Genomic DNA, 13,061 nt, shown 5'->3' on the forward strand with positions numbered 1-13,061 from the left:
CGAACGGGCGACATCGTTCGCGTTCATTGAAGCAATCGTTTGCCTGGGCGTCGATGCGTCACTCGAGCGATCCGGGCGGATTCGATACGGGGCAGCCATGGCGATACTCATGAACGATTCTTCCGGGGAAGCGTGCCTGCTCCGCGCGTATCACGTGTTCGGCCGGGACGCCGCGCGTTGCGATACGGTCATCCGGGATGCGTCGGTGTCCCGTGTTCACGCCCATATCCGCTGGGTGGGCGGGCTGTGGGAACTCCACGATCACAGCAGCAACGGCACGTCGCTGTCCGGCGTGCCGTTGCGCCACGGCGATCACGCGGTACTGCAGCCGGGTGACGTGATCCGGTTCGGCAGGGCCGGCATCGCGCCGTGGCGCGTTGAAGCGCTCGACGATCCGGCCGATACGCTGTGGCCGATACGAGGCGCTGCGCATCCGATCGTGCTCGCGCCGCGCCAGATCCTGGCCGCACGCGCCGCGCAGCCGGTCACGATCGTCCGGTCGCCGGCCGGCGAATGGCTGTGCGACGACACGTTGCCGCCGCGCGCGCTCCATGACGGCGACGAAGTATCGACCGGCGATGCCACGTGGCGCCTGGCACTCGCGCGCAATGGTTCGACGATGAGGCTCTCCGCGCCCGCCGATCCGGCCGTGCCGGCGCAACTGCTCGAATTCCTCGTCAGCCGGGACGAAGAGCATGTGCGCATGCTGCTGCATGTTCGCGGCGGCGTGGTCGATCTCGGCGAGCGCGCGCATCACTACAGTCTCGTCACGCTAGCCCGCGCGCGTTCGGCCGACATGCAGGCCGGCTACGACGCCGCCACGCAAGGCTGGATCGAACTCGACCGGCTGGCGCGCATGCTCGGCATCGACACGTCCCATGTCAACGTGCAGATTCACCGCGCCCGGAGCCAGTTCGCGGCCCTGCCGGGGCTGGGCGCGAGCCAGCTCGTCGAGCGTCGGCGCGGCAGCGTCAGGTTCGGCGATTTCCCGTTCCGCGTCATGCGCGGCGCGCATCTCGAATGCGAGTCGGTGCCGCCCGCTCAGCCGCGCATCGGCGTGCATCGTCCGGCGCCGGCCCCGGCAGTCCATTGCTCATGAACGCGAGAGAACCGGTCTCGGCACCGGCGGTGCCCCGCGCGCCCTTCGCGCCGTTTGCGGAACTGGCCGGCAAGCGGCGTTACCGGCTCGGTTCGTTGCTCGGCGAAGGCGGCAATGGCGTGGTGTTTCGCGCGACCTGCTGCGAAACGGGACAAGCCGTCGCGATCAAGCTGATGCGGGATCACGCCGCGCGGACCGCGACGGAGCGCGCGCGCCAGCGTGCGCGTTTCCAGCGCGAGACGAGCCTGTGCGAGGCGCTGCGGCACCCGAACATCGTGGCATTGCTGGACAAGGGGGAAGCGCCCGACGGCCGGCTGTTCGCCGTATTCGAGCTGGTGCAGGGCCGGACCTTGCGCGACCGGCTCGCGGCACAGGGGCCGCTGTCGGCCGTCGACACGGGCCGGCTGATGGCGGAGGTGCTCGACGCGCTCGCGGCCGCGCATCGCCGGGGCATCGTGCATCGGGACCTGAAGCCGCAGAACATCGTGATCGCGATGGCCGATGACGGGCCGCACGCGAAGCTCCTCGATTTCGGCATCGGTGCGTTGCTGCCGGGCGCGGAAGACATCGGGCGCCAGACCCTGACGCTGGCGACCGAGGTGCTTGGTTCGGCGTCCTATTGCGCGCCCGAGCAATTGCGCAACGAGCCGCCGACGCCAGGAAGCGACCTGTATGCGTGGGGCCTGGTCGTGATCGAATGCCTGACGGGCGAGGTCGTCATGCGCGGTGCGAGCGTGGCCGACATTCTCTATCAGCAGCTCAGCCCGGTGAATGTCGTGTTCCCTTCGCCGATCGCGTCGCATCCGCTCGGCGCGGTATTGCGGCGCGCGTTGAGCAAGAATCCGGAGCAGCGCGCGGCGTCGGCCGACGAACTCGCGGAACCGTTTCGCGCGCTCAACTTCGCGGCGCTCGTCGGCCAGTTCGATGCCGGCCGCGCAAGCGGACCGACGCATCCGCGCCCGTTCGCGCCGGACGGCGAGCCGATCGCAACGGCGGGCGGGTACCGTCAGATCACCACGCTGTGCTGTTGTGTGACGATCACCGGGGAAGGCCGGCGACGCCACGCCGGAGTCGATCACGACGCCTTGCTCGACGGCTACGAGGCGCAATGGCAGACGAAGTGTGCGGATATCGCCGTCGGTTACGGCGCGCAGGTCGACGCACGGCTCGGCGACACGCTGCTGTTTCATTTCGGCCTGCAAGGCGACATCGATCGGCCGGCGCGCCGCGCGGCGCGCGCGGCACTCGACATGGTGCGGGTGGCCGGGCGCGCCCGGCTGCCGGTGCCCGCGGTGGCCGGCGGCGACGCCGATGGCGCGAGCTGGCGCGTCGAAGTGGCCGCCGCGATTCACGTCGGGCAGGTTCTCGCCCATGCGTCGCATATGTCGGGCGTATCGACACCTGCCGCGGCCGCGCGGCTGCTGCGGCTTGCCGGGCCCGGACAGATTCTGATCAGCGACGATGCGCGGCTGGTGCTCGAACGGCATGCGGACTGTCGGCCGACCCCGTTGCGGCTCGCGCGAGCGGGCCTCGTGCCGCAGCCGGTTCACGAATTGCTCGGCGAGCGGCGCGCCGATACGCCGTTCGATTCGCTCGACGCCGGCATGCGGGCACCGATGATCGGCCGCGCGCGCGAACTCGACGTGCTCTCGCGCGCGTGGCAGGAGACGCTCGCACGACATCGTCGCGTGATGCGCGGCGAGCCTGTGCCGAGCGGTGTGACGCGGCTGGTCGTAGGCGACGCGGGGCTCGGCAAATCGCGCCTCGTACACGAGTTGTGCGAGGCCGTCCGGGGCGAGGGTTCTGCGTGCGCGTATTGCGGGTGCCTGCCCGAGCGGGAGAATCACGCACTGTTTCCGGTCCTGCGATTCATCGCCGCGCATTGGCATATCGACGCCGACGACCCGGCGGGTCTCGCGCTCGCGGCGATCGACACCATGATCGCGCCGCTCGAATGCGATCACGCGGCGGCCCGTGTCGCGCTCGCGACCTGGCTGGGGGTGCCCTGCGGCGGGACGAGGGCTACATGGTCGAGTGCGCGCGAACAACACGCATTGTTCGACGTCCTCGAGCAGCTGATCGTGTCGCTCGGCAATGGCGCGCCGGTGTTGTTCGTCGTCGAGGATGTCCAGTGGATCGACCGCACGACCGAGGATTTTCTTGCGTACCTGCGGCGCTCGCCGCGCGCGGTGGAGCTCGGCATCGTGCTCACGTCGCGCCCCGACAAGCTCGCGCGCTGGCGCGGCGCGACGAAGCGCATGGTGTTGCGCCGCCTGCCGCGCGACGACGCGCAGCGCCTGATGTCGGCATGCCTGGGCCCGGGCGAGCTCGATCCGCTCTGGCTCGACCCGCTCGCCCGGCGCACGGCGGGCATTCCGCTGTTCATCGAGGCCGTCGCGCGCGAGCTGACGATGGGCGGCGCGGACGACACGCTCGCCGGGCTGCTGACGACGGAACCCCGCCCGCTTCCGCTCAGTCTCGGCGCGATGCTCGGTCGAGCGTTCGACCGGATCGACGACGCGCGCGACACCGCGCAGCTCGCCGCGACGATCGGGCTCGAGGTCGATGCGCAACTGCTCGTCGCGGCTTCGCCGCATGATCGCGCGACGCTCGACGCACACCTGCAGTTGCTGCTCGAGGAACGGATCCTGTACGCGCAACATCGGCGCGATCGCGTGGTCTATTCGTTCCGCCATGCGTTGATTCGTGATGCGGTGTATGCGTCGATGCCGCCCGACCTGCGGCGCGGCAATCATGCGCGCGTCGGCCGCGCGCTGGTTGCGTGAGCCGCTCGCGGCGCCGGTGCGCATGCGTTTGGCGTCGCTCATTTCTGGCTGCGTTTTGGTGCACGACGGCTTTACCCGGTGCCGGTGGAACCTGGGTGGTGCACCCGGCCACGCAGCGAAGCGAAGTTGAATCCGGCACGGCTGTTTCCGTGACCTGACCGGTCGTCCGCCAGTGGCGCCGGGTGCCGGGCGCGACGTCTGGCGTGGCGTAGTTTCATCTCGTGCTCCCGCTTTCGTCTTTCGAAATCCTGACGTATTTCAAAATGCTTTCCATCCATGCCGCATGCGCGATTCGATGCCGGGACAGTCGAAATTTGCATAGCGTTTGTGAACGGAATTACGGCTGCATACGTTCGCGGTTGACGGTGCCGCGCGCCATGTCCGGCGCGCAGCGGCCTCGATGCGCGGCGTGATGGCGCGTCGCACGGCTGCGGGCACCGACGGGCCCGGATCGCGGTACGGTCCGAACGAGATCACGCAAGCACATGAGGATGCAGTCATGGCATCGATTCCCGAACCCGCGCCGACCGGCGACACCAGTAAACGGAACTGGCTCGAATCCCACGAGGCCGGCTATCACAAGACCCTCGGCAATCGACAGGTGCAGATGATCGCGATCGGCGGCGCAATCGGTACCGGCCTGTTCCTCGGCGCGGGCGCGCGCCTGCAGGCTGCCGGGCCGTCGCTCGCGATCGTCTATCTGGTGTGCGGCGTGTTTTCCTTCCTGATCCTGCGCGCGCTCGGCGAGCTCGTGATGCATCGCCCGAGCAGCGGCAGCTTCGTGTCGTATGCGCGCGAATTCCTGGGCGAGAAAGCGTCGTTCGTCGCCGGATGGATGTATTTCCTGAACTGGGCGATGACCGGCATCGTCGACATCACCGCGGTCGCGCTCTACATGCATTACTGGGCGCCGTTTTCGGGCGTGCCGCAGTGGATCTTCGCGCTCGCCGCACTGTGCATCGTCGCGACGATGAACCTGATCGGCGTGAAGTGGTTCGCCGAGATGGAATTCTGGTTTGCGTTGATCAAGGTCGCCGCGATCGTGCTGTTTCTCGTGATCGGCAGCGCGATCCTCGGCACTGGCGGGCATGTCGCAGGCCATGACACGGGCATGCACCTGATCACCGACAACGGCGGGTTCTTCCCGCACGGGCTGATGCCGGCGCTGGTGCTGGTGCAGGGCGTGGTGTTCGCGTTCGCGGGCGTCGAACTGGTCGGCACCGCCGCCGGCGAATGCAAGGACGCGCGCAAGGTGCTGCCGCGCGCGATCAACAACGTGATCTGGCGCATCGCGATCTTCTACGTCGCGTCGGTCGTCCTGCTGGTCTGCCTGCTGCCGTGGAGCGCGTACAAGGCGGGCCAGAGCCCGTTCGTCACGTTTTTCGGCGCGCTCGGCGTGCCCGGCATCGGCTCGGTGATGAACCTGGTGGTGTTGACCGCGGCACTGTCGAGTCTCAACTCGGGACTGTATTCGACCGGGCGCGTGCTGCGTTCGCTCGCAATGGGCGGCTCGGCCCCGGCGTTCCTCGGGAAGATGAGCGGGCAATCCGTGCCGTACGCGGGCATTCTCGTGACGGTCGCGATCTACGTGGTCGGCGTGCTGCTCAACTACCTGGTGCCGTCGAGCGTGTTCGAGATCGTGCTGAACATCGCGTCGCTCGGCATCATCAGTACGTGGGCATTCATCGTCGTGTGCCAGATGAAGTTCCGCGCGGCGGTCGCGCGCGGCGAGGTGGACGACGTGTCGTTCAGGATGCCCGGTGCGCCCGTGACGTCATGGCTGACGCTGCTGTTCCTGCTCGGCGTGCTGGTCCTGATGGCATTCGACTATCCGAACGGCACGTGGACGATCGCGTCGATCCCGCTCGTCGCGCTGCTGCTCGTGGCCGGCTGGAAGTGGCTGAGCGGCCGTGCGCACCGCGCGTCGCTCAAGCCGACGATTCCATCGGTCGCGCTCACGCAGAACGTGCTCGAGAAGGACGGCGACTGACGGCATGCGCGACAAGGGGCGGGCGCCGGCTCGATTGCGGCGCGCCCGCTCAAATACCCATTCGCGCGGCAACACCGTCGCGATCGACGAACTTGTGTTTCAGCGCGGCCGCGACGTGCACGGCCAGCAGCAAGCCGAGCGTGAGCACCAGTGCACGATGCAGCGCGTCGGTCAGGAGTCGCAACGGTTCGTCGCGGCCGACAAGCATCGGCAGGTCCGCGATGCCGAAGAAGCTGACCGGATGCGCACCGGCGAGGCGGTGCACGTAGCCGGTCAGCGGCACGAGAAACAGCAGCAGGTACAGCACGCCGTGCAGTGCGCCGGCGATCCGCGCCTGCCACGCTGGAACGCTGCCAGGCAGCGGCGGCGGCGTGTGCGTCGCGCGCCACACGAGGCGCGGCACGGTCAGCATGAAGATCAGGCTGCCGATCGACGCGTGATAGAACAGGATGCCGTTGAACTGCGGCGAGCTGTGCGGGAACGTATCCATGTAGAGTCCGATCGACAGGTTCGACAGGATCAGGATCGCGATCGACCAGTGCAGGGCGATCGCGAAGCGTGCGTAGGTGGGGTGGTTGGGCTGTGACATGAGCGGTCTCGCTGTTTCGGGTGGGGTTCGCCCGGCCGCCCGTCCGGGGCGCGAACGGCGTGGCGACCTCCGATATACCGGAGCCGGCCCGGATTTATTCCCGTTGCATGTGTCGACCGCCGTGTCTCGCTTGTAGCCGGTATTCCCGGATCCGGTTCTGCGGCGTATGGTCGGTTGCGGCGAGTGCGCGGTAGCGCGTGCGCGTCGATGCGTTCGATGCGCTTGCCAGCCGGTCGGGCGACAGGCCCGGGGGCGCGGCTGCGATGCGCGCGATGGCTTCTGCGTGAAGCCGACCCTCGTCGTACCGAAGTCGTTGCAGTCGAGCGTGTGCCGCAACGAAAGCTTCGGGCCGGCCACGCGGGTCGCGCGGCCGGCCGCCTTGCGTGTCAGAACCGCGTACTGAATCCGACCCGCGCGATCGACTGCAGTGCGCCGCTCGACGCGCCGTTCGCGTCCATCACGCCGTTGATCTGCGCGTTGCTGCCGTGGTTCGCGCGCTGATGCACGCCCGCCACGTACACCATCGTGCGCTTCGACAGCCAGTACTGGACGGCCGCCAGGAACTGGTGCGCGTGCGCATTGTCGAGTGTGTCGTTGCCTTTCATGTAGGTGTAGCTCGCGCCGACCACCCACGCAGGCGACGGATGCCACGACGCGCCGGCTTCCGCCGACCACGCGCCCGCGCCGTTCGCCGAGTTCCGTACGGTCGTCACGAGCGCTTTCCCCGTGACCGTGCCGAGCGTGTAGTGCACCCCTGCGCCCCAGTTGCGCACGCTGGTCGGCGGGAGCCCCGCCGACGCGCCGTATTTCTGGTTCGTATAGGCCGCGCCCGCGCCGAACGGGCCGTTGTCGTAGCTCGCGCCGACGCTGACCGTGTTGTTCGCACCGACCGACCCCGCGACGTTCCCGAAGCCGTACAACGCGCCGAAGGTCAGGCCCGACAGCGACGGGCTCGCGTACTTGACGGAATTCGCGACGCGATTGCTGCCCGCGACGCGATCCCAGTCGAACGCGCCGGTGGGGTTGTTCGGCAACGCGAGCCTGTCGAACGGCCCGTTGCGAAAGCCGTACAGGCCGACGAGATCCTGCGCGATCTCGTTGCCGCTGGCGGCGAGCGCATCGACCATGAACTCGTACTGGTTGCCGAGCGTGAGCTTGCCGTAACGGTCGTTCTCCAGCCCGACGTAGGCCTGCCGAGCGAACAGCCCGCCGCCGATGATCGAGCCGTTGCCGAGCGAATACTGGTTCACGAGCCGGAAGATCGCGCGCGTGCCCGCGCCGAGATCCTCCTTGCCTTCGAAACCGAGCAGGTTCGGAAAGAAGATGTTGTCGTCGAATTTCGCGTTGCCGTGGCCGCCTTCGTTGCTGACGTAGCTGATGCCGGCATCCATCAGCCCGAACATCGTCACGCTGCTCTGCGCGAACGACACGGCGGGAAGGGCGCATGCCGCGAGCGCCACAAGGGTCTTTTTCGTCATCTCCAAAGTGCTCCTCACATGATTCCGGTCGGGCCGGATATTTTTGATTGGACTACTGATTGATATGAACAAACCCGAGCCGGGCGATTTCCGGTTCGGTGACAACCGGAGCGAGCCGGTGTGCGGCCGGCATCGGCTGGAACCGCGTGGCCGCCAATGCCTGCCGATGCCTGTCGAACGTGCGCGCTAGACCGTCGAATACCCGCCGTCGACCGGCACGACCGCACCTGTCACGAACGACGCAGCGGGCGAGCACAGGAACAGGATCACGTCCGCGACTTCGTTGGCCGTACCCCAGCGCCCGAGCGGCGTGCGTTCGAGGATGCGTCGCGACGCCTGCGTGTCGGCCATCAGGCCGCTGCTGAGCGGCGTGTCGATCCAGCCGGGCGCGATCGCGTTCACGCGGATGCCGCGATCGGCCCACGCCTGCGCGAGCGAGCGCGTGAGCTGCGCGATGCCGCCCTTGCTCGCGCTGTACGCGGGGCGGTCCTTGCTGCCGAAGTACGTGTACATCGATGCGACGTTGACGATGCTGCCGCCCTGTACGGACAGCGCCGGCAACGCAGCGTCGGAGGCGCGCATCACCGACGTCAGGTTCACGTTCAGCACGAGTTCGAACTGGTCCATCCGGTATTCGTCGGCGTGCCGGCTGATGCCGACGCCGTTGACGAGCACGTCGAGCCGCGGCAATGCGGCGATCGTGTGCGTCAGCGCCGCGTTGTCGGTCACGTCGAGTTCGACGCACCGGACACGCGGATGCACCGGCGCATGTGGGCCGGTAGCATCGAGCCCGAGCGCAACGACCGATGCGCCGGCTTCCGCGAAACGCCACGCCGTGCTTGCGCCGATGCCCGATGTGCCGCCGGTTACAACGACGGTTTTTCCCTCAAATAACCACTGGCGACTCATGTTGGACACTCTCGACGGCGTGGGTGGCGCGCGCATGCCGCTGCGCGGGGGAAACCAGGATCTTGATCTGCGTACGATCGGCGAGCAGCGCGTCGAAGCCGTCGGTGACGGCGTCCTCCAGCGACACGGTGCGCGTGACGATCGACGTGAGATCGAGCGCACCCGACGCGACGATGCGCAGCAGGTCCTCGTACGCATGCCGGTAGCCGACGCTCGCCGTGAAGGTCAGCTCGTCGTTGACCGCGCGGAACGCGTCGAAGCCCGCCTGCGGCATCAGGCCGACCATCACGACGCGCCCGCCCTTGCGCAGCGCCTGCATCGCCGCCTCGAACGTGGCCGGCAAGCCGGCCGCCTCGAAGCTCGCGTCGACGCCGAGTCCGCCCGATGCCTCGTGGATCGCGTCGCGCAGCACGGACGCGTCGAGCGTGCGCGCATTGAACGTGTGCGTCGCGCCGAAACGCGCGGCGGCCGCGAGGCGCTCGGTCGACACGTCGACCGCGACGAGGGTCGTCGCACCCTGCAGCTTCGCGAGCTGGATCAGCAGCAGGCCGATCGGCCCGAGCCCGAATACCGCGCACGTGTCGCCGAGCCGGAGCTCGGCGCGGCGCAGCGCGTGCAGCGCGACGGCCGCGGGTTCCATCACGGCGGCCTGCTCGAGACTCACGCCGTCGGGCAGCCGGTGCAGCATGTAGGCGGGCACGACCGCGAAGTCGGCCATCCCGCCGTCGCCCATCAGCCCGGCAAAGCCCATCGACACGCACAGGTTGTACGACCCCGAGCGGCAGTACGCGCACTGGTGGCAGCGATATTCGGGCTCGACGGCGACACAATCGCCCGGATTCAGCGCCGTCACGCCTTCGCCGACTTCGACGACGGTGCCGCAGAATTCGTGGCCGAGCGTCAGCGGCGCGGTACGGCGCGACAGCGGATGCGGCGTGTCGACCGGAATCGCGTGCGGGCCGTCCGCGTATTCGTGCAGGTCGCTGCCGCAGATGCCGCAATACGCGACCGCGATGCGCACCTCGCCCGGCCCGGCGCGCGGCGTATCGATTTCCACGAGACGGACGTCGCGCGGGCCATGCCATTGAAGTGCACGCATGTCAGCGTCCTCCGAGGTTCTGTGTATCGAGACGGTTCGCGGCCGTGCCGGCGAGCGCGCGCTTGCGCAGCACGGCGGGCGCGGTTTCGACGAGGCCGAACGACAGCACGCACGCGAGGATCGCGCCGGTGGCCGAAGTCCACATCGCGAACTGCAGGCCGTACTTGTCCGCGGCGAAGCCGGCGACGGTCGGCGCGACGAAGCCGCCGATCAGCTCGCCGGCGCCCATGATCAGCCCGAGCGCGCTGGCGATCGCCCGCGGCGGCACCGTTTCCGCCGGGATCGTCGCCATGAACAGCGTGAAACAGCCGAGGCCCGTGTAGGTCGCGAGCACGAGCGTGCAGAGCGCCCACAGCGAATTCGCGTGAATCATCGCGACGGGGCACGCGGCGGCGATCAGCGCGAACACGATCATCGTCGGCTTGCGGCCGATCCGGTCGGAGATCGCGGGCACCGCGAAACCCCAGAACACCCACGCGGCGCCGAGGCAGGTCATCACGACGCCCATGTCGGCTGGGGACAGGTGGCGGCTGTCGACGAGGAACACCGGCGCGAACGAGATGATCACGACGAACCACGTGAGGAAGAAGCAGCTGATCAGCACGCAAAGCAGGATGTTGCGTTCCTTCAGCAGCGCCCAGCGGCTGATCGCCGCGCCGCCCGCGGCCGGTGCGCCGACGGTGTCGGCCTGCGCATGCCGTGCGCCGCCGGGCGGCGCCTCGCGCACCCAGCGCCAGATGCAGAACGCGATCAGGAAGCCGGGAATGCACGATACGAAGAACGCGTGGCGCCAGCCGTGCGCGGTCGCGATGCCGATCACGACCGGCGGGCCGATCATCGCGCCGAGCAGGCCGGCGGCTGAGCCTTGCAGCAGGCCCATGTTCAGCCCGCGGCGGCCCGGCGTCGAACTCTCGACCATCAGCGACTGCGAGAGCGGCAGCACCGGGCCTTCGGCGATGCCCATCAGCGCACGGAACGCGATCAGGCTCGCGAAACCGCCGACGAGCCCCGACAGCGCCGAGCACACGGAAAAGCCGATCACGGCGGCGATCAGCAGCGGCTTGCGGGTGCCGCGCGCGTCGGACCACGCGCCGGTCGCGGCGCCCGACAGCGCCCACGTGAGCGCGAGCGCGGACGACACCATGCCGAGCTGCGCATTCGTCAGGTGCAGCTCGGCGGACATGAACGGGAACAGGAACGACAGCGCGAGGCGGTCGAAGAACACGAAACCGAACGTCATGAACAGGATCAGCAGCAGCCTGTTCTCGTACGTCCAGGCGGGCCTGGAGGAGGAGGGGGATGTCATGGTGAGCCTCGCCGCGCGTCAGCGGAACAGCTTCTCGATCGCTTGCGCGCCGAGGCCGACCTTCTCGTAGTGCGCCTTGCACATCGCGATGTACGAGTGCACGTCGAAGTAGCCGTCGGGTTGGCCTTCGTCGTCGAGCCAGATCAGCGGCCCCTTGACGATGAAGAACGCGCGCATCGGCTCGGGGTGATCGAATGCGACGAGCGTGTGGCCCTCGCCCGGCGTCTCGTATACGAAATCGCCGCGCGTCGCGGTCCATTCGTGCTCCAGGTAACCCCACTTGCCCGACAGCGTGTAAGCGAACACCTCGTGCGGGTGATAGTGCCGGTTCACGAGCCCGGCTTCCTTCGCCATCAGGATGTCGCACCATTTGTTCTGCGACGGCGAGATCCACAGCGGCCGCGACGAAACCGTTTCGGTGAACGGAACGTAATAACGCTCGTCGTCGGTGGCCGCGTTCGCGATGTAGGCTTCCGGAAGCGCATCGGGCTTGAACGGATTGGCAATCGGCGGGATGTTTTGCCAGAATTCGGCTACGGCTTGGTCGACCACGGTTCGTCTCCTTGTGTATGAGTGTCGTGGGCTCGACTTTAGCCAGCAGGTGCGCGCCGCTCTTGACTGGGCTGGACGAATTGCTTGATCGGGCCGGACATCGCACCGCACGACGTTTAAACGATCCATCCCCCAATTTCGCAATGCATGGCGCTCCGCACGACGGGCGCCAGCAGGAGGCGACGTGACGAATTCGACCGTTTTTTCACGCACGCGAGGCTCGACGGCCGACGTGCCGGTGCGCGACCGGATGGCGTACTGGGACGCGTTCAATGCAGAGACGCTGGTCGGCCTGCGCTGCTCGTCGCTGTCGCCGGCAGGGCTCGAGGTCGAGAAGACCGACATCGCGCTGCCGGGCCTCGGCATCGCCGACATCAGCGGCCAGGATCACGTGATCGAACGCAGCCCCGCGCTGGTGCGCCAGTTGCCGAAGGAGTCGTTGTTCGCGTGCCAGATCCTGAGCGGGCGTGCGTATTTCATCCAGCACGACCGGTGCCTGCTCGCGGAAGCCGGCGATGTCGTCGTCTACGACACGCGTGTGCCCTATCTGTTCGGATTCCTGACACCGATGCGGCAGTTGCTGATCGATATCCCGGTCACGACGCTCGACGACCGGCTCGATGCGGAACTGGCGGCGCTGCCGCTGCGGATCGCGCCGAAGCCGGGCGCGGGCGCGATGCTCGGCGCAACGTTGCGCGCGAGCGTCGAGCGGTTCATGAAGGACCCGGTCGAGCGCGATGCCGCGCGATTCGCCGAGCACACGCGCACGCTGATCGCGGAACTCGTCGACGCGGAAGTGAACGGCGCGGGCGCGTCGCGTGCGTCGTTGTCGTACCTGCTGACCGCGAAGCAGTACGTCGCGACGCACCTGGGCGACCCGGAGCTCGGGCCGCAGGCGGTTGCCGACGCGGTCGGGCTGTCGCTGCGCCATCTGAGCCGGCTGTTTGCGGCCGAAGGCGAGTCGATCACGCAGCACATCTGGTCGGAGCGGCTGGCGCACGCGCATCGCGAGCTGACCGATGCGCGGCTGCGCAAGACGAGCATCGGCGAGATCGCGTTTCGCTGGGGTTTCTCGAGCCAGGCGCACTTCAGCCGGGCGATTCGCGAGCGCTACGGCGCGTCGCCGATGGCGTTGCGCGATGCGGCGCACGCGGCCGGCCGCTGATACCGGCGGTCGATGCGGATCGATGGAGCGGCGGCGCGTGTCCCACGCGCCGTTTTTTTTCGTGCAGTGAACGACGGCGCAGATGCGC

9 protein-coding genes and 1 pseudogene are annotated in these 13,061 nt (G+C 68.1%); 4 read left to right on the forward strand and 6 right to left on the reverse strand.

Features of this window, described 5'->3' with window-relative positions:
* Positions 1-97 precede the first annotated feature (97 nt).
* The 3 genes and pseudogenes from VK92_RS12840 to ansP all read left to right on the forward strand — a co-directional run bounded on the left by VK92_RS12840 (position 98) and on the right by ansP (position 5,875).
* Entirely contained in the window at positions 98-1,099 is a 1,002-nt protein-coding gene (locus VK92_RS12840; RefSeq protein WP_048021229.1) for an FHA domain-containing protein, read from the forward strand.
* A pseudogene (locus tag VK92_RS12845) lies at positions 1,096-3,948 on the forward strand (TOMM system kinase/cyclase fusion protein); the annotation flags it as partial. The gene VK92_RS12840 and the pseudogene VK92_RS12845, both read left to right, overlap by 4 nt.
* A gap of 436 nt (positions 3,949-4,384) precedes the next feature.
* Positions 4,385-5,875, forward strand: a complete 1,491-nt coding sequence (gene ansP / locus VK92_RS12855) for an L-asparagine permease (protein WP_048021232.1) — start codon at positions 4,385-4,387, stop codon at positions 5,873-5,875.
* Between the two features lie 49 nt (positions 5,876-5,924).
* On the opposite strand, the gene VK92_RS12860 is transcribed toward ansP, so the two are convergent.
* The 6 genes from VK92_RS12860 to VK92_RS12885 all read right to left on the reverse strand — a co-directional run bounded on the left by VK92_RS12860 (position 5,925) and on the right by VK92_RS12885 (position 11,808).
* Positions 5,925-6,464, reverse strand: a complete 540-nt coding sequence (locus tag VK92_RS12860) for a cytochrome b (RefSeq protein WP_021157562.1) — start codon at positions 6,462-6,464, stop codon at positions 5,925-5,927.
* A 386-nt stretch (positions 6,465-6,850) separates the two neighbouring features.
* Positions 6,851-7,942 carry a porin gene (locus tag VK92_RS12865; RefSeq protein ID WP_048021234.1) on the reverse strand — a complete coding sequence of 364 codons (1,092 nt, stop codon included), beginning with the start codon at positions 7,940-7,942 and terminating at the stop codon, positions 6,851-6,853.
* Between the two features lie 186 nt (positions 7,943-8,128).
* Entirely contained in the window at positions 8,129-8,851 is a 723-nt protein-coding gene (locus tag VK92_RS12870; RefSeq protein ID WP_048021235.1) for an SDR family NAD(P)-dependent oxidoreductase, read from the reverse strand.
* On the reverse strand, positions 8,829-9,950 hold the full coding sequence (locus tag VK92_RS12875) for a 2,3-butanediol dehydrogenase (RefSeq protein ID WP_048021237.1): 1,122 nt from the start codon (positions 9,948-9,950) through the stop codon (positions 8,829-8,831). The genes VK92_RS12870 and VK92_RS12875 overlap by 23 nt, the downstream gene beginning before the upstream one ends.
* A gap of 1 nt (position 9,951) precedes the next feature.
* A complete protein-coding gene (locus VK92_RS12880; protein WP_048021239.1) occupies positions 9,952-11,256 on the reverse strand; it encodes an MFS transporter in 1,305 nt (434 codons plus the stop codon).
* An 18-nt stretch (positions 11,257-11,274) separates the two neighbouring features.
* The gene (locus VK92_RS12885) at positions 11,275-11,808 is read right to left on the reverse strand and encodes a 2,4'-dihydroxyacetophenone dioxygenase family protein (RefSeq protein ID WP_021157568.1); all 534 of its coding nucleotides are present in this window, start codon (positions 11,806-11,808) and stop codon (positions 11,275-11,277) included.
* Positions 11,809-11,992: 184 nt separating this feature from the next.
* Here VK92_RS12885 and VK92_RS12890 point away from each other — a divergent pair, with 184 nt between their 5' ends.
* The gene (locus VK92_RS12890; RefSeq protein ID WP_021157569.1) at positions 11,993-12,973 is read left to right on the forward strand and encodes a helix-turn-helix domain-containing protein; all 981 of its coding nucleotides are present in this window, start codon (positions 11,993-11,995) and stop codon (positions 12,971-12,973) included.
* The last annotated feature ends 88 nt before the right edge of the window (positions 12,974-13,061 follow it).

It is taken from the genome of Burkholderia sp. LK4 (assembly GCF_001043615.1).
Lineage (GTDB): Bacteria > Pseudomonadota > Gammaproteobacteria > Burkholderiales > Burkholderiaceae > Burkholderia > Burkholderia cepacia.

Bases quoted from the DNA above. Each gene is read 5' to 3' on its own strand.
- VK92_RS12860 (WP_021157562.1), bottom strand. From the start codon at position 6,464: ATGTCACAGCCCAACCACCCCACCTACGCACGCTTCGCGATCGCCCTG.
- VK92_RS12865 (WP_048021234.1), bottom strand. From the start codon at position 7,942: ATGACGAAAAAGACCCTTGTGGCGCTCGCGGCATGCGCCCTTCCCGCC.
- VK92_RS12840 (WP_048021229.1), top strand. From the start codon at position 98: ATGGCGATACTCATGAACGATTCTTCCGGGGAAGCGTGCCTGCTCCGC.
- VK92_RS12880 (WP_048021239.1), bottom strand. From the start codon at position 11,256: ATGACATCCCCCTCCTCCTCCAGGCCCGCCTGGACGTACGAGAACAGG.
- VK92_RS12870 (WP_048021235.1), bottom strand. From the start codon at position 8,851: ATGAGTCGCCAGTGGTTATTTGAGGGAAAAACCGTCGTTGTAACCGGC.
- ansP (WP_048021232.1), top strand. From the start codon at position 4,385: ATGGCATCGATTCCCGAACCCGCGCCGACCGGCGACACCAGTAAACGG.
- VK92_RS12875 (WP_048021237.1), bottom strand. From the start codon at position 9,950: ATGCGTGCACTTCAATGGCATGGCCCGCGCGACGTCCGTCTCGTGGAA.